Genomic DNA, 17,503 nt, shown 5'->3' on the forward strand with positions numbered 1-17,503 from the left:
GAGGAGAAATGGAAAAACAAGAGTTATTACCAAGCAGAGTAGAAAAGTACAAAAATTCCCGTCCCCAACCTAGTGTGGTAAAAAAGGCCATATTGCCGACGTTTTGTTTTGCGGTTCTGTCAGCGGCTGCCTTCGAAGAAGCCGTCTTTGCTGAATCCAATTCGACACAAACAAGCAATGTCCAATCAGCCATTACAAAGTATGTAAATGTTGATAGCGGCTCACTTAATTTGCGAAAAAGTGCTTCGACAAGTTCAGCTGTACTTGCCGTTTTACCAAAAGGAACGGCTGTAACAGTTTATTCCGAAGTGAACGGCTGGGCAAGAGTCGCAGCAAGTGGAAAAAGCGGATATGTCAGCTCAAAATTTTTATCAAATCAAAATCCAGCTGCCCCTGCTGTACCGCCAACAACAGCAACAACATTAAAATATGTGAATGTAGTCAGCGGCTCACTTAATATGAGAAATAGTGCATCAACAAGTGCCCCCATTATGGCAAAACTCGCTAAGGGCACAGAGGTGAAATTTATTTCCGTAACAAACGGCTGGGCTAAAATTGAGGTAAATGGAAAAGCTGGCTTTGTCAGTTCAGCCTATTTGGCAGACAAGCCTTCAGCAAGCAGCAGCGTTACAGCACCGGCTCCACAACCGGCAGTAACTAAATATGTGAATATCGACTCCCGTTCCAAATTGAATGTGCGAAAAAGCCCTTCCACTGGTTCTGCTGTTATTACAAAACTGACAAATGAAACAGAAGTAACTGTTTATTCTGAAGCAAACGGATGGGCAAAGATTAACGTAAATGGCCAGGAAGGTTATGTCAGCGCTGAATATCTGGCCCCAGCAAAAGCAAACACAAATACTGAAGTCAAAAAGGAAGAACCCGTATCTGTAACCAAGTATGTAAACGTCGGCTATGACTCCTCCTTAAATATGCGAAAAGGTGCCGCGGCAGATGCTTCGGTATTGGTTAAGCTGGCCCGCGGAACAACGGTGACAGTTTTATCAGAAGATAATGGCTGGGCAAAGATTGAAGCATATGGACAAACAGGCTATGTCGATCCGCAGTTTTTATCGGAAACAAAACCGGCTGCCGGTACGGAGCCCGCTCCAGAAAACAATCCAGCACAAGAAGATAATGCAGTAGTGGAGAAATATGTAAGTGTCGTCTATGGCTCTAGCTTAAATATGCGTGCCGAGGCTTCAACAACAGGGGCTGTCTTGACAAAGCTTGCTAGAGGCACGATTGTAACCGTCAACTCTGAAGAAAACGGCTGGGCAAAGGTTACAGCAAATGGACAAACCGGTTATGTAAGTGCACAGTACTTATCTGCATCAGAACCATTTAATCCAAATGTAACCAACAGCAACATTGATAAGGTTTACGAAAACTATAATATCAGTCTGACTGACATGGTAAAGCTAGAAATGGGTGTGGGTCCGCAAACAGATAAGAAATACACAGCCTTCATCCGCGCTGATGCCTTAACGTTAAACGGCCCTGCAAACGGAACCGTAAATGGGGCCGTCTGGAATGTAAGGGGCGGCGCCGGCACAGACTATTGGTCAATCGGTCAGGTGAAGGCACAGGAACAGCTGCAAATACTTGGTACTGTAAAAGGGACAGACGGATATGACTGGTACCAAATCGCCTACAATAAAACATGGGTAAATGCGAGTCCAGAAGATGTCACCTATTATGTTAATCCAAAGAATTTCCTAAGTACGACGGTTGATTCCCTGCAATTTTTAAAACTTTCGGCAACAGCCAATCTTAATGCGGATGAGGTAAACCAAAGAATCCTTTCCGGAAAAGGGATTTTGCAAGGAACGGCATCATCCTTTATAACAGCTGGCCAAACATACGGAATCAATGAAATTTATTTAATTTCCCACGCCCTATTAGAAACAAGTAACGGTACATCCAAGTTAGCTACCGGCGTAGAGGTTAATGGGAAAACAGTTTACAATATGTATGGAATTGGTGCTTATGATAATACCGCTTTAGAAAGCGGCGCCCAATTTGCCTTTAATGCCGGATGGTTTACACCTGAGGCTGCCATTATTGGCGGTGCCCAATTTATTGCCAACGGCTATATTAATGCAGGTCAGGATACTCTTTATAAAATGAGGTGGAATCCAGGTTCTGCTGCATCAAAGGGTGCCGCAGCACATCAGTATGCTTCTGATATTGGCTGGGCGGCAAAGCAAGTTTTCCAGATTCATAACTTATATAGTTTACTAGACTCATATAAACTCATTCTGGAGATTCCAGAGTATAAATAATTATTGCAAAAAGGGGCTGCCATCTTTTTATGGGAGCCCCTCTTTGATGATTATATTTTTTCAATCGCAACTAGACAATCGTATAAAGTACTTCCGAGCCCATTGTCAGACTCTCTGCTGGAGGTTAGGTTATTGACAGACCCGCCAAATTCTTTCCAAATTCCTTCATCGATATTAATCGTATTCGGATGGGCCGTTACCAAAATGGACACATAACCCTTTACTTCACCACGGTCATTCCAAACCCTTACATAATCATCGGGTTGAAAGCCATGAGCGTCAGCGATATTTTGCGCTACTTCCACTTTCAATTTAATTTTTCCACCCAATAAATGATAGTTCTGTGAGTGGTTTGACCGCAGTGGGTGAATCGTTAGCAGACTGTAAGGAAATTTTCCTGCCAAGCTTGGATTAGACCATTTAGACTCATCCGGTACGGCCAGCTTCAGCAATCCGCCAGCCCCTTTTTGTTTCCCTGTCAGAGAGGTAAATTCGAATTTTCCCGACGGTGTTTGAAACTTCCGGTCCTGCCAAGGAATTTTCTGTACGGGTAACTCTAACGCATGCTGTTCTTTTAACCTTTCCAGCGTAAATCCTTTGCCTGCTAATGTTTTTAAAGTCAGCTTCAGCCATTCATCCCTTGAAAAATCAAAATCCTCACCAAACCCAAGCCGGTCAGCTAACCGCGCCCATATCCATAAATCCGGTTTGGCCTCCCCTGGGGCCTCAACTAGTTTTGGTCCGTAATTGACATAATGATGGTACATCGATGAATAGTAGAAATCTTCTTCTTCAAAGACGGTTGTTACAGGAAGAATATAGTCAGCCAACTTCGCCGTGTCAGTCATATATTGCTCCATCACAACAAGCGTTTCAACAGATGAGAATGCTTTTGTCACTATGTTTGAATCAGGGACTTGGGTCAACGGATTCCCGCATGTAACGAAAATCATTTTAATCTCTGGGTCCACAGCCGACAAAATTCCTTCTGCCTGTTTCATGATTGAAAATAAGCGGTGCTTTTGCCTGCGGCTTGGCATGGTTAATTCTGCAAAATCAAAGCTTTGTCCAACTTGAAGATTGGCATAGTTGGCACCCCCGCCTGGAATTCCGATATTCCCGCTTACTGCAGCAAGGGCGTCAATCAAGCGAATCGTATTGCCGCCATTTTGGTACCGCTGCAGGCCAAGACCCATAAAAGTAGCTGTTGGTTTATCCGCATAAAGATATGCTAGCTCTGTTATGTTTTCACGAGAAACTTCCGTCATTTCACTGATGGTTTCTATAGAGACTCCATCAAGAAGTTTCATTAAATCAGCAAAACCAAACGTAAAGTCCTCGATAAAACTTCGGTCTTCCAGCCCTAAACGAAGCATTTCCTTAATAATTCCAGCGGCTAATATACCGTCCATCCCCGGTTTTATCGTTATATGTTTATCAGCAATTTTTCCTGTTGCGTTAAAGAGCGGGTCAATCACATATAGCTTGGCGCCCTGCTTTTTCACTTCCAAAAGCTTTTCATAAAAATGCATATTAGTACGGGCAGCATTTCTCCCCCAAATAATGATATTTTTACTATTAATAATATCATTTGGTTCATGGCTCCATGAATTGCCGAAATCCCATTTCTGCGCTTCGATTCCAGAGCCCCAGCACAGGGAACCATAAAGTTCGGTAACGCCGCCATAACAATTAAAAAAGCGCTGGTCGAGATTTTTCAAAATGCCGTTATTAGCGTAGTCATGGCTGTGAAGCACAGCCGTTGTTCCAAAACGTTCCTTTATATCGTGCAATTTAGCTGCTATTTCATCCAGAGCCTGCCCCCAGGAAATCTGCTCAAATTTGCCATTTATCTTTTTTAAAGGGTGCAAGAGCCTTTCTGGTGAATTCGTTCTTGTTTCAAGCATCCGGCCTCGGCCGCAAATCTTCCCCTTTGTGATCGGATGGTCAGGATCTCCTTCCACCTTTACCACTCGGTCATTTTCCAAAGTAACCTTTAAACCGCAGCTATCCCAGCAGTTCAATGGACACGCGGCCTTGACAACTGTTTGAGCCAATTTCTCCACCCCCAAACTGTGAATCTACTATTTCAACTTTAATATTAAGGATAATACACGTTAATAAAAAAAAGAAGCATGAAATATTATCCTTCATGCTTCAAAAGAATCTTCTTCATTTTCCGGGAAAATTCCCTTCTTGGGATGAGAACACTATGCCCGCAGCCTTCGCACTTAATCCGGATATCCATTCCCATCCGAATGATTTTCCAGCGATTGGTTCCGCATGGGTGCTGCTTCTTCATCTCAACAATATCATTAATCCCATATTCTTTTTCTTCCATTTCTATCACCATCCTTTAAACTCCAGTTACTGGATCCTTTGATAGCATCACAACACGTGGATAGGAAATATCAATTCCATTCCGGTCTAATTCCAGCTTAATATCTTTCCGCATGTTCCTGGCAAGTGCTGCGTGTTGCATCGGTTGTGTTTCAGCAACAATCCGTAAGGTGACTTCTGTTGGGCCAAGATTTTGTACACCAAGAAGTTCGGGGCGCTTCACTAATTCACCATACCTTTCCGGCATTGTTTCCAAGAGACCTTCAATGACCCGCTGTGCCTTTTCTATATCCTCTTTATAAGGAATGGCAATATCTACAACAGCGACACTATTATTTATCGAGAAGTTCGTTACTTCTAAAATGCTTCCATTAGGGATAATATGAACTTCGCCTGTCCAACTTTTAATTTTTGTTGTCCTTAATCCAATTGTTTCGACATTTCCTTCAAACTGGCCAATCCTCACATGATCTCCTACCGAAAACTGATCTTCAAAAATAATAAAGAAGCCGGTAATAACATCTTTTACTAAACTTTGTGCACCAAACCCTACCGCTAAACCAACAATTCCTGCACCTGCAAGCAGAGCCTTGACATCAATGTTCATAACCGAAAGAATCGTTAGAAAAGCAATAAAATAAACCACATAAGATAGAATATTATCCAGAAGCTTGGACAATGTTTCTTCGCGCCGGACATTTGTTCTTAGCGGGGAGATGTTTCTAATTTTAAAGATATTATGAATCATTACTTTCCCAAACCGAATTAATAATTGTGCCACAATAATAATAGCAATGATTTTAAGAATGCCTTCGCCAAAGGTCAGCCATGTATCTTCATTTTGCAATTTGGCAATGATTTTTTTAAACCCTTTTTCTGTGATACTCATTAAGACACCTTCCTTTAAGCTAACAACTGCCATTACTATTTTAACAATTTTTCAAAAGAGTTAATAGCCATCTGAATTTTTCTTTTTTGTTTGGATATGTATAGTTTCTCTAAATTTTCCGTATACTGTTAAGGCAGATGAGCGAAAAGATTTAGGGAGTGGACTTAATGAATCTGAAAGCTTTCATGTTTGATAGGAAGGCTAAGATGCAGTTCATGCATGATGACCTGCATGCCGATGAAAGTTTAGCTGATGAACTGCTTCAACATATTCCGTCAGTAACAAGCCGTCCCATTGTTTTTGTTTGCATTGGTACTGACCGCTCAACAGGAGATTCATTAGGGCCACTTGTTGGGACGTTATTGGAGGAGAAGAAGCTCGAATCCTTTTATGTGTATGGAACTTTAGATGAGCCAGTTCATGCTGTTAATTTAGCAGATAGACTGGAGGAAATAAAAACCTTACATTCAGACCCCTATATTATCGGTATAGATGCCTGCCTTGGTCGCAATAAAAATGTTGGTGCCATACAGGTGGGTCAAGGTCCTGTTAAACCAGGGGCAGGGGTGAATAAGGAACTGCCGCCGGTTGGCGAGCTTCATATAACCGGAATTGTAAATGTCAGCGGGTTTATGGAGTTTTATGTATTGCAAAATACCCGTCTAAATTTAGTTATGAAAATGGCCAAAACCATTGCAAATGGAATTTACCAGGCTGGCCTGCTGTACAATAAACAAAGCTGGACGAACCTGGAATGGATAGAGGAAGAGAAAACAAATTAAGAGCAACGGATCAATTCCATTGCTCTTTTTATTTTTAGCTAATAAGAAAGTATAAACTTTCTTAACGCATAAGTGCAACTACGCCTCTGTCTTCGCCCTTAAGGGCTCGCCAATCGGCGAGTTTTCTTTATAAATATTGATGGTAGTTATATAAAATCGTCACAATCGCTCCGGTCACCAGTATGGCAGGGAGGAGGTTGGCGACTTTGATTTTGGTTATGCCTGTAAGATTTAATCCGATAGCAAAAATCATGATACCGCCGACTGCAGTCATTTCAACAATAAACTGGTCCATCAAGGCCTTCGGGACAAACCTGTCGATTTGAGTGGCGAATAGCGCAATCAATCCTTGATACAGTACGACTGGAATAGCAGAAAAAATAACGCCTATTCCCAAAGTCGTAGTTAAGATTAAGGCGGTAAAACCGTCGATTAAGGCCTTTGTATAAAGAACATCATGGTCGCCGCGGATCCCGCTGTCAAGTGCCCCGATAATGGCCATGGCGCCAATTACAAAAATTAACGTAGCTGTGACAAAGCCTTCAGCAATACTGCCCTTTCCGTTTGAACCAACCTTATTTTCCAGCCAGCCGCCAAGGTCATTTAATTTTTCTTCAAGGTTTAGAAGCTCGCCAAACACCGCCCCTACAACAAGACTGATAATCACAATTAGGAAATTTTCACTTTTTAGACCCATCTGTAAGCCTAAAACCATGACCGATAAGCCAATTGCATACATGACGGTTGTTTTCATGCTTTCCGGAATGCGGTTTAACAACTTACCCAGAAGGGTACCAACAACAATTAACACTCCATTTACTAGTGTGCCTAACAAAAACATGCTGTCCTCACCTTTTTTCTCTATTATGAAAAGGGATCTCTAAAAAAATAAACCATCCCGAAGATGGCTTAATCTGTATCATTCGGTCCCAAAAGCGATAGAATTCGTTCCAAATCCTCCTGGGAGAAAAATTCAATTTCAATTTTCCCTTTATTCTTGTTTTGTTTAATGTGCACTGATGTTCCAAACCGTTCCCTTAATGAATGCTCCCGTTCTTTGATAAAGACATCCTTTTTCTTATCCTGATTTTTTGTTTCACGTGGAACATTTTCATTTAGCTGCTGAATCAGTTTTTCAAGCTGCCTTACGTTTAATGATTCCTTAACCACTTTATCGACTACTGCCGAAAGCTTTGCCTTTTGGCGAAGACCAAGCAAGGCACGGCCATGTCCCATCGTTATTTTTCCTTCAGAAATCAACGCTTGAATGTTTGCTGGCAGGGACAATAGACGGATATGGTTAGCTACATGCGGCCGGCTTTTTCCAAGACGTTTGGCTACTTCTTCCTGGGTCAATTTCAGCTTGTCCATCAGGTTGTTGTAGGCTTGTCCTTCTTCAATTGGATTTAAATCCTCCCGCTGAAGGTTTTCAAGGACGGCTAATTCCATCATTTGCTGCTCAGAAAGCTCTCGCACTACAGCTGGGACGGTTTCAAGCTTTGCTTCTTTTGCAGCCCTAAACCTGCGTTCCCCTACGACAATTTCAAAGCCCTTTATACTTTTTCTTACAATAATCGGCTGCAGGATTCCATGTTCTAAAATGGAAGCTTTCAATTCTTCAATGGCTTCTGGTTGGAAATGCTTGCGAGGCTGGTAGGGGTTTGGACGTAAATCCTTTAGTTTAATTTCTTGGATTGTCTCCTCTTTGCCAGCTTCCATTGTAAAAAATGCATTCAGGCCTTTTCCTAAGCCCTTAGCCATGCGAGACCACTTCCTTTGCTAAATCTAAATATACTTCAGCGCCCCGGGACCTGGCATCATAATTAATGATTGGTTCCCCATGGCTTGGAGCCTCACTTAGACGGACGTTTCTTGGAATAATGGTTTTATACACTTTATCCTGGAAGTACTTCTTCACTTCCTCAATGACCTGGATGCCAAGATTAGTTCTTGCATCTAGCATTGTTAATAATACGCCTTCGATTTTTAGATCTTGATTCAAGTGCTTTTGCACCAGCCTTACCGTGTTCAATAATTGACTTAATCCCTCCAAGGCATAATATTCACACTGTACAGGGATTAGCACGGCATCAGATGCTGTTAAAGCATTAATCGTCAATAAACCTAATGATGGCGGACAATCGATGATTACATAATCAAATTGATCTTTCACCTCTTCCAAAGCTCGTTTTAAACGAACCTCTCTGGAAATGGTCGGCACCAACTCAATTTCAGCCCCTGCCAGCTGAATCGTAGCCGGTATAGCGTATAAATTTTCCACGGCTGTCGGCTTAATGACTTCCTTCGCTTCCACATCATCTACTAAAACATCGTATATACACTGGTCGACTTCTGCTTTTTCAATACCGATTCCGCTAGTTGCATTTCCTTGAGGGTCAATATCTACTAATAAGACCCGTTTTCCTATATGTGCTAAGCAGGCGCCCAGGTTGACAGAAGTAGTCGTTTTACCGACTCCGCCTTTCTGATTCGCGATTGCAAGGATTTTACCCACGATGTCACCTACCCTTTAATTCTCCCAAAATTTCAATCTCATATTCTATTAAAATACCCTTATTTTGACATTATCCACCAAATGATATGGAAAGTCCATTCCTTTATTTTATCATGAAATTCGGCAGATTTTGTTTTTTTTCAAAAAATAATACAGCCAGGGCGAATACATATTTTTTCCTTAATGGGATATTACTGAAGGTTAATGGAGATTATTGTAAAAAACAAAAAGAACCAAACAAAAAATTGTCTGGTTCTTACCATTTTAGTTTATATTATTTTTTCTTGGGAATGCGAATTGTAAATTGATAGAAATCCTCAAATTCCTCTTCTTCAGAATTCAGGTTAATTCCGCTGTCAGAAACCATTGATAACGATTGGCGGATGGTATTGACAGCAATTCGCATATCTTTGCTGAATGCCTTCCGCTTCGCTTTCGGCTTTTCATTTTTTTCCTCTAGAAGTTTGAATACCCGGTCTTCCGTCTGTTTAACGTTCAAGTTTCTCTCGATTATTTCTGCAAGCAAAGCCACTTGCTTTTCTGGATCCTTAAGCGGAATAAGAGCGCGGGCATGGCGCTCGGTAATCGTCTTATTTAATAAAGCATCCTGAATAGGCTGAGATAATTTAAGAAGACGCAGCTTGTTGGCAACGGTTGACTGCCCCTTGCCAAGACGTTGAGCCAAAGCCTCCTGTGTGAGGTTGTGAAGCTCAAGCAGCTTGCTATAAGCAATCGCCTCTTCAATCGGCGATAGCTCTTCCCGCTGAAGGTTTTCAATAAGAGCAACGGAAGCGGTTTGCGAATCGTTAAGATTTTTTACAATAGCCGGAGCTTCATCCCAACCTAATTTCTTCATCGCCCGCCAGCGGCGTTCCCCCGCGATAATTTCATATTGGCCTGAAGCAAACTCTCTTACAACAATCGGCTGTATAATACCATGTGTATGAATGGTTCTGGATAATTCCTCAATTTTCTCTTCATCAAAAACTGTTCGCGGCTGAAATCGGTTAGGAACAATTTGGTCTATCGGTATTTTCTTAATTTCTTCGTTTCTCTCTATATTCAGCTCTTCTTCAAGCTCAACAGTTTGTTCTCCCTTATCAGCAAAGCCAAAAAAGCGTGTAAATGAATTTTTCATCCCCGACACCACCTTTACGAAAAACTCCCTTTTACTTTATTCTCTATGTCGATATATTCTTCCTGCCTAGGATATCATTTTTATCGCAAAATTGTCAGCCCTAAGAAATATCCAATCCCATCCGAACCTTCAAATTCACCTATTCAATTGGGGTTTTTCCAGGAACACCCGGCTTACGCGGGTATTTTTTTGGCGTTTGTTTTTCTTTTTTAATGATGATGATCGTTCTGTCGAATTCCTCAATCGGCAGGTTAAAGGTATGAGAATTGAGGAGTTTGCCGCCAAGTGCTGCAATTGCCTTTTGGCCCGTCTTTAATTCTTCCTCCGCATTGACTGCTTTTAATGCCAGGAAGTGACCGCCGACTTTGACAAGAGGAAGGCAAAGCTCACTTAACACAGACATTCTGGCAACCGCCCTCGCTGTCACTACATCAAAGCTTTCCCGATAGTTTGGATTGACACCAAACGTTTCCGCACGGTCATGGACGAATTGAACCTTTTCTAAATTTAATGTAGCTGCCAGGTGATTTAAAAATGTGATCCGCTTATTTAGCGAGTCAACAATCGTTACATCAATATGAGGAAAGGCAATCTTTAACGGAATGCTTGGAAATCCAGCGCCTGCCCCAACATCACAAAGGCGAAATGGTTTGGTAAAGTCGAAATAAAACGCTGCTGAAATGGAATCATAAAAATGCTTTAAATAGACTTCGCCTTTTTCCGTTATTGCCGTTAAGTTCATTTTTTCATTCCACTCAACCAGCGTTTCATAATACTTTTCAAACTGGCCAAGCTGGGTGCTGTTTAGAGCAATTCCTTTTTCCTTTAAACTTGTTTCGAATTGTTCGATATTCATAAAAGTTCCTTCCTCACTCCATTATTCATTGGCGATTCTGGCAATCCGTCCTTGTTCCAAATAAACAAGCAAAATAGAAATATCCGCCGGATTTACCCCTGAAATTCTGGAAGCCTGAGCGAGTGTTAACGGCCTGATTTTCTTCAGCTTTTGCTTTGCTTCTGTTGCTAACCCACTAATGGCATCGTAGTCGATATTTTCTGGTATCTTCTTATCTTCCATTTTCTTTAACCGCTCAACCTGCTGTAATGATTTTTCAATATAGCCTTCGTACTTAATTTGGATTTCCACCTGTTCCTTGACTTCATCATCTATAGGAACTTCTGACTTCGTCAATGTCTCAAGCAGTTCATACGTCATTTCCGGTCTTTTCAATAAATCGGAGGCTCTGATTCCATCTTTTAATTCGCTGCCGCCTGTGTTTCTGATTAATTCTTGGACTTCCGCAGAAGGTTTTAAAATAACAGAACGCAATCTTTCCTTTTCCGCTTCAACAGCTGCCTTTTTAACTAAAAATGCTTGATACCGTTCATCGCGAATCATGCCAATTTTGTGCCCTATTTCGGTTAATCGCAAATCGGCATTATCATGACGCAGCAACAAGCGGTATTCCGCCCGTGATGTCAACAAACGGTATGGTTCATTTGTCCCTTTAGTGATTAAGTCGTCAATTAACACACCAATATAAGCTTCGGAGCGGCTTAGCACAAGCTCTTCGCGGTCCAGTGCATTCAAGCCAGCATTTATCCCTGCCATTAAACCTTGTCCTGCTGCTTCTTCATAGCCGGATGTTCCATTAATTTGCCCGGCAGTATAGAGGTTTTTGACAACTTTCGTTTCCAAAGTCGGCCACAGTTGTGTGGGAACAATGGCATCGTACTCAATGGCATAACCGGCCCGCATCATCTGTGCATTTTCAAGTCCTGGAACGGATTTAATAATTTGCTGCTGTACATCTTCAGGAAGACTTGTCGATAATCCCTGGACATACACTTCCTTTGTATTTCTTCCTTCCGGCTCCAGGAAAATTTGATGGCGCGGCTTGTCGTTAAAGCGAACCACTTTGTCCTCGATGGATGGGCAATAACGCGGACCTGTTCCTTTGATCATCCCTGAGAACATCGGTGAACGATGAAGGTTTTGGTCAATGATGGAATGTGTTTGATCATTTGTATAGGTTAACCAGCATGGAAGCTGATCGGTAATGTATTTTGTTGTTTCATAAGAGAATGCCCTCGGCTCTTCATCGCCAGGCTGAATCTCCGTTTTGCTGTAATCAATGGTGTTGCTGTTTACCCTTGGTGGTGTTCCTGTTTTAAAGCGGACCAGCTCAAAGCCAAGCTGTTCTAAATGCTCTGACAGCTTGATGGATGGCTGCTGGTTGTTCGGGCCGCTGGAATATTTTAATTCGCCAATGATGATCTCACCGCGAAGGAATGTCCCTGTTGTAATAACAACGGTTTTCGAACGGTATACTGCACCCGTTTTGGTAACTACACCTGTGCAAATTCCGTCTTCGACAATCAATTGCTCAACCATTCCTTGAATTAACGTTAAGTTGGTTTCCTCTTCCAAGGTCTTTTTCATTTCATGCTGGTAGGCAAATTTATCGGCCTGGGCCCTAAGTGCACGGACGGCTGGACCTTTACCTGTGTTCAGCATTCTGATTTGAATAAGGGTTTTATCGATATTTTTGGCCATTTCCCCGCCAAGTGCATCAATTTCCCGGACCACGATACCTTTTGCCGGCCCTCCAACTGAAGGGTTACATGGCATGAATGCCACCATATCCAGATTGATGGTAATCATTAAGGTTTTCGCACCCAGTCTTGCCGCCGCGAGGCCCGCCTCACAGCCGGCGTGACCGGCCCCAACGACAATGACGTCGTAATTTCCTGCTTCGTATTGCATGGTTTTCCTCCTTTTCCGTTTTTCAAACGGAAAAATTACTCTATTTTTTATACTAGCCGCATCGCCGCACTGCGGTCTTACTTTCCTAAGCAGAACTGCGAGAATAACTGGTCAATCAGACTTTCATGGACGCTGTCGCCGATAATTTCCCCGAGCAGCTCCCAAGTTCTTGTTAAATCAATTTGCACAATATCAATAGGCGTTCCGATTTCCACACCTTCAATTGCTTCCTCTATGGCCCGTGAACTTTGATTCAACAGCGCAATATGGCGAGTGTTAGAAACGTAAGTGGCATCCTTCGCTTCAATTGAACCGGCAAAGAATAAAGCAGCGATTGCCTCCTCCAGTTCATCAACGCCGCGGTCTTCCAATAGAGATGTCGTGACAATCCTATGGTCTTTTGCCAATTCCTTAACCCGGTTCATATCAATTTGTTGTGGCAGGTCAGTTTTGTTGACAATCACAATTACATCCATTCCGTTTACTGCTTCAAAAAGATTTTCATCCTCTTTTGTCAGTTGATCGGAATAGTTTAACACCAGCAATATAAGGTCCGCCTCTTTTAAAACCTGGCGGGAACGCTCGACGCCGATCCGTTCAACGATATCTTCCGTTTCCCTGATACCAGCTGTATCCAATAACCTTAGCGGAACACCGCGGACATTTACATACTCTTCGATAACGTCCCGTGTTGTCCCTGGAATGTCTGTGACAATCGCTTTATTCTCCTGAACAAGACTATTCAATAAAGAGGATTTTCCAACATTAGGCCGGCCGACAATTACTGTCGACAACCCTTCACGTAGAATCTTTCCTTGCTGGGAGGTTTGCAACAGTTTATTTAATTCTTCCCTTACATAATGAGCCTTCGGCAAAAGCATTGTATGTGTCATCTCTTCTACGTCATCATATTCCGGGTAGTCAATATTCACTTCAATGTGGGCAAGAATTTCAAGAATCTCCTGTCTTAACCGGCGAATTAGCTTGGAAAGACGACCTTCCATTTGTCCTAAGGCGACATTCATCGCCCGGTCAGTTTTTGCCCGGATTAAATCAATGACTGCTTCCGCCTGGGATAAATCAATCCGTCCATTTAGAAAAGCACGTTTCGTGAATTCCCCTGGCTCGGCAAGTCTTGCGCCGCTATTTAAGACAAGCTGCAGCACCCGATTGACGGAGACGAGTCCACCGTGACAGTTAATTTCCACTACATCCTCTTTTGTAAAAGTCTTCGGGCCCTTCATCAAGGAGATCATAACCTCTTCAGCCACTTGGCCGCTTTTCGGATCAATGATATGACCATAGTGAATTGTATGGGAGGACATTTCCGCCAATTTCTTTCCGCTGACACTTCTAAATAGCTTATCTGCAATTGGAATGGCTTCATTTCCGCTCAATCGTACAATCGCAATGGCTCCCTCCCCCATCGGTGTCGATATGGCCGCAATTGTATCAAACTCCATTTTTTTCACCTCGCAAGCATTACAATATTTATATAAAGTTTCGATTTCGATACAAAATAATAGAATACCACAAAAAAGCCAGCCTTTGCAGTTAACTGGCTGGAATTATCCACACTTGATAATACCTTGTATTATTTTAACTTATCCACATGTGAATAACAATAAAACACATTTTCACAAAGAAAAAGTTATTCACAACGATTTTTTAAAAAAAACTGCCAAAAAGGCTGTTGATTTCCGCTCCAGGGGTTTTATATTTTTCTTTTCATAATAAAAAAACACCCTGCCTTTTGGCAGGATGTTATCTTGTTCTCACTGGTGAAATTACAATATGGCGATGGGGTTCTGTTCCATCGGAAGATGTTTTGACCCGTTTATTTTCGGATAAGGCAGTATGAATAACTTTACGCTCGTAGGATGGCATTGGTTCAAGAGCGACGTCTTTTCCTGTTTGAACAGCTTTTTGCGCCAGGCGGTTGGCCAGCTGGATGAGTGTTTCATTTCGTCTGTTTCGATAATCCTCAGCATCCAGAATCACGGTAAAATATTGCTCCGAATGGCGGTTTATCACTAATTGCGTCAAATATTGAAGAGAGTTCAGTGTTTGTCCCCGCTTCCCAATAAGCAGCGCAATTTTCTCGCCTGTCATAACAAACAGCACCTGCTTACCATCGCGCTTCACATCAATACTTACAGGTGCACCCATTTGTTCGCCGACTTGCATCAGAAATTTCTTAGCTTCTTCAATCGGGTCATGGATTACGGTCACCTTTACTACCGCCGGCCGTGATCCGAAAATGCCAAAAATTCCTTTCTTACCTTCATCAATGATGTTTATTTCAGTGCGGTCCTTTGAAGTCTTTAATTGAGCTAAAGCTGATTCTACTGCTTCTTCGACGGTTTGTCCTGTAGCAGTTACCTGTTTCACTTTTTTGCTCCTCCCGCATTACCGGATGTCTGCACCTTTAAATCCGGTCCTTTAATAAAATAGGTTTGCACAATCATAAAAATATTTCCGACAACCCAATACAAGGAAAGAGCTGCTGGGAAATTGAAAGCAAAAATTACAATCATAATTGGCATCATCCAAAGCATCATCGCCATTTGCGGGTTCTGCTCCTGGCCTGCCATCATGATTTTTTGCTGAATAAATGTAGTGATCCCTGCAACGATCGGCAAGATATAATATGGATCCTTTTCACCAAGATCAAACCAAAGGAAACTATCCTGGGCAATTTCTCTTGTTCTCGAAATTGCATGATAAAACCCAATTAAAATCGGCATTTGAATAATTAGTGGGAAACAGCCCGCCATTGGGTTAACCCCATGCTTTTGGAAAAGGGCCATCGTCTCCTGCTGGAGCTTTTGCTGTGTTTTTGCATCTTTTGAACTGTATTTCTCACGAAGCTTTTTCATTTCCGGCTGCAAAGCCTGCATTGCTTTTGAGCTTTTTGTCTGTTTAATCATCAGCGGCAGGATCACCAGGCGGATTAGAATAGTAACAACGATAATTGATAATCCAAAGTTTCCACCAAGTAAATAAGCCATTTCTTTAATCAGCCATGATAATGGATAAACAATGTATTCATTCCAAAAACCTGTGCTCTCTTCTGTAATCGGTTTATTGAATTCACTGCAGCCAGTCAGCAGCAGGAATACAGAAAGCAGTCCGAATAACAATAATATTCGTTTGTTCAACCAGTTTTTCCTCCTTGTTTCTTTATAATAGATAATTGCTTGTCCTCTTTATGTATTTCCCCTGATGCTCTGTTTCAAAGGATATTTTATCATTTTTATACAGGTTATGTCTGCTCAGTTTGTGCTGAAATTGGCTAATTCCTTAACAATTATCACCTAATCATTTTTTCTTAAAACCTTACCAACTTTTAATACATGGGTTAGACTGCTTTTGATCTCAAAAAAGTCCATTTCGCTGGCAGGCTTCCTGGCGATAATCACATAATCATTTCCTGGCGTTAATTGTTCTTTCAGCTCGAAAATTGCTTGCCTGACATATCTTTTAATTTGATTTCTTGTTACGGCATTGCCTAGTTTTTTACTGACAGACAATCCAATTCGAAAATGGCTCTGTCCTTCTTTTTCTAATGAATAGACAACAAATTGCCGGTTGGCAAAAGAACGACCCTTTTGAAAAACCACTTGAAAGTCCTGATTCTTTTTAATTCGGAGCTCCTTTTTCATAAAATCGAACAGTCCTCCTTATTCTCAAGGCCCTGTTAAACAGGTCTGTTGATTTCCGCTCCAGGCGCAAGCGGTTCGCGGACGGTCAGGGGAGCCTACTCGTCGCTTTGCTCCTGTTGGCCACCCCTATCCCGTACTCCCGCAGGAGTTCGCACCTTCCGCTCCAATCAACGTTGTTCTGAATCAAAAAGCATTTTTTTAGCTAATAAGAAAGTATAAATTCAACTACGCCTCATGAACCGTCCTATCGGACTTGCCAATCGGCGAGTTTCATTTATAAAGTGATTTAAAAAAAGACCACTGAGACGTTTCAGTGGTCTAAGCTGATAATACTTTTCTTCCTTTACGGCGACGGCGAGCAAGAACTTTACGTCCGTTTGCTGAACTCATGCGGCTGCGGAAACCGTGAACTTTGCTGTGCTTACGCTTATTTGGTTGATACGTTCTTTTCATTATATTACACCTCCCAGAGGATAAGCCTATAAATTTAAAACGACAGTCTTACTTATTATAAAGATGTTAACTTTAAATTGTCAACTACTGTCCTAATATTGTTACCTTTTCCCAGATCCTTTTGATTCGGTTCGGTAAGAATTATTTTGCCCGTTTAGATAAAAAATAGCCTGAAGGCTTCTCTCAATCCTCTGTGGATAAAAAATCGACAAATTTCGGACTATCCACACAAGATATTGACAGGATTTTCACAAATTATCAACCTGTGGACAATTTTCATACACAGCCTGCCGGGGTTGTGGATAAATATTGAAAAACCATTGCAAACCTTTATATTATTTGTTATTATATTTGTGTTTTCACTCTGAATAACTTTGTCACCCATAACCTTTATCCACAAACTGTGGATAATATGTGGATAGTTTATACAACGGTTCTGTAAAAACTTGTCCACAAGAGGTGGATATTGTCGAAACTCCACATTATTTCCTTATTATATGTTTTCCACAAGCACTGTTCATATTTTAATAAATTAATAGGTTGTACTTACGGATGAAAAAAATTTTCATACCCAATATTGCACCGAATGAGAGATGAATAATTCAAATAGATAACGTTTCTTAGGAGTTTAACGTCATCGGAGTATTTAAATAAAAAGGAGGGAAACTA

The 17,503-nt window shown here is 41.7% G+C and carries 16 protein-coding genes; 2 read left to right on the top strand and 14 right to left on the bottom strand.

Annotated elements, in window-relative coordinates:
• Window positions 1–8 precede the first annotated feature (8 nt).
• The gene (locus tag V5M37_RS28825) at window positions 9–2,285 is read left to right on the top strand and encodes an SH3 domain-containing protein (RefSeq protein ID WP_423800254.1); all 2,277 of its coding nucleotides are present in this window, start codon (window positions 9–11) and stop codon (window positions 2,283–2,285) included.
• 50 nt (window positions 2,286–2,335) lie between these two features.
• Here the strand turns inward: V5M37_RS28825 and V5M37_RS28830 are convergent, their stop codons facing one another.
• The 3 genes from V5M37_RS28830 to V5M37_RS28840 form a co-directional block, all read right to left on the bottom strand.
• The gene (locus V5M37_RS28830) at window positions 2,336–4,342 is read right to left on the bottom strand and encodes a molybdopterin-dependent oxidoreductase (RefSeq protein ID WP_423800255.1); all 2,007 of its coding nucleotides are present in this window, start codon (window positions 4,340–4,342) and stop codon (window positions 2,336–2,338) included.
• Between the two features lie 86 nt (window positions 4,343–4,428).
• Window positions 4,429–4,626 carry a DUF951 domain-containing protein gene (locus tag V5M37_RS28835; protein WP_423802700.1) on the bottom strand — a complete coding sequence of 66 codons (198 nt, stop codon included), beginning with the start codon at window positions 4,624–4,626 and terminating at the stop codon, window positions 4,429–4,431.
• Between the two features lie 15 nt (window positions 4,627–4,641).
• Complete coding sequence (locus V5M37_RS28840; protein WP_423800256.1) at window positions 4,642–5,514, bottom strand: mechanosensitive ion channel family protein; 873 nt, start codon at window positions 5,512–5,514, stop codon at window positions 4,642–4,644.
• 167 nt (window positions 5,515–5,681) lie between these two features.
• Between V5M37_RS28840 and yyaC the strand changes: the two genes are divergently transcribed.
• Window positions 5,682–6,296, top strand: a complete 615-nt coding sequence (gene yyaC / locus V5M37_RS28845; RefSeq protein WP_423800257.1) for a spore protease YyaC — start codon at window positions 5,682–5,684, stop codon at window positions 6,294–6,296.
• A 127-nt stretch (window positions 6,297–6,423) separates the two neighbouring features.
• On the opposite strand, the gene V5M37_RS28850 is transcribed toward yyaC, so the two are convergent.
• The 11 genes from V5M37_RS28850 to rpmH all read right to left on the bottom strand — a co-directional run bounded on the left by V5M37_RS28850 (window position 6,424) and on the right by rpmH (window position 16,834).
• Window positions 6,424–7,137: a DUF554 domain-containing protein gene (locus V5M37_RS28850; RefSeq protein WP_423800258.1), complete on the bottom strand. Its 714-nt coding sequence runs from the start codon at window positions 7,135–7,137 to the stop codon at window positions 6,424–6,426.
• 68 nt (window positions 7,138–7,205) lie between these two features.
• On the bottom strand, window positions 7,206–8,057 hold the full coding sequence (locus V5M37_RS28855; RefSeq protein ID WP_423800259.1) for a ParB/RepB/Spo0J family partition protein: 852 nt from the start codon (window positions 8,055–8,057) through the stop codon (window positions 7,206–7,208).
• Window positions 8,050–8,811 (bottom strand): ParA family protein, encoded by a 762-nt coding sequence (locus V5M37_RS28860; protein WP_213116960.1) that lies wholly within the window; start codon window positions 8,809–8,811, stop codon window positions 8,050–8,052. The genes V5M37_RS28855 and V5M37_RS28860 overlap by 8 nt, the downstream gene beginning before the upstream one ends.
• Window positions 8,812–9,085: 274 nt before the next feature.
• A complete protein-coding gene (gene noc / locus V5M37_RS28865; protein WP_423800260.1) occupies window positions 9,086–9,949 on the bottom strand; it encodes a nucleoid occlusion protein in 864 nt (287 codons plus the stop codon).
• A 139-nt stretch (window positions 9,950–10,088) separates the two neighbouring features.
• Entirely contained in the window at window positions 10,089–10,805 is a 717-nt protein-coding gene (gene rsmG / locus V5M37_RS28870; protein WP_423800261.1) for a 16S rRNA (guanine(527)-N(7))-methyltransferase RsmG, read from the bottom strand.
• 21 nt (window positions 10,806–10,826) lie between these two features.
• Window positions 10,827–12,716, bottom strand: a complete 1,890-nt coding sequence (mnmG, locus tag V5M37_RS28875; protein WP_423800262.1) for a tRNA uridine-5-carboxymethylaminomethyl(34) synthesis enzyme MnmG — start codon at window positions 12,714–12,716, stop codon at window positions 10,827–10,829.
• 77 nt (window positions 12,717–12,793) lie between these two features.
• Entirely contained in the window at window positions 12,794–14,179 is a 1,386-nt protein-coding gene (gene mnmE, locus V5M37_RS28880) for a tRNA uridine-5-carboxymethylaminomethyl(34) synthesis GTPase MnmE (RefSeq protein WP_423800263.1), read from the bottom strand.
• Between the two features lie 301 nt (window positions 14,180–14,480).
• Window positions 14,481–15,107 (bottom strand): RNA-binding cell elongation regulator Jag/EloR, encoded by a 627-nt coding sequence (gene jag / locus V5M37_RS28885; RefSeq protein WP_378586297.1) that lies wholly within the window; start codon window positions 15,105–15,107, stop codon window positions 14,481–14,483.
• On the bottom strand, window positions 15,104–15,877 hold the full coding sequence (gene spoIIIJ / locus V5M37_RS28890) for a YidC family membrane integrase SpoIIIJ (protein WP_423800264.1): 774 nt from the start codon (window positions 15,875–15,877) through the stop codon (window positions 15,104–15,106). The genes jag and spoIIIJ overlap by 4 nt, the downstream gene beginning before the upstream one ends.
• A 156-nt stretch (window positions 15,878–16,033) precedes the next feature.
• Window positions 16,034–16,381 (bottom strand): ribonuclease P protein component, encoded by a 348-nt coding sequence (rnpA, locus tag V5M37_RS28895; protein ID WP_213116953.1) that lies wholly within the window; start codon window positions 16,379–16,381, stop codon window positions 16,034–16,036.
• A 318-nt stretch (window positions 16,382–16,699) separates the two neighbouring features.
• Window positions 16,700–16,834 carry a 50S ribosomal protein L34 gene (gene rpmH / locus V5M37_RS28900; protein WP_066059809.1) on the bottom strand — a complete coding sequence of 45 codons (135 nt, stop codon included), beginning with the start codon at window positions 16,832–16,834 and terminating at the stop codon, window positions 16,700–16,702.
• Window positions 16,835–17,503: the final 669 nt, after the last annotated feature.

The organism is Neobacillus sp. SAB-20_R2A (genome assembly GCF_049568635.1).
Taxonomy (GTDB): domain Bacteria; phylum Bacillota; class Bacilli; order Bacillales; family Cytobacillaceae; genus Neobacillus; species Neobacillus citreus.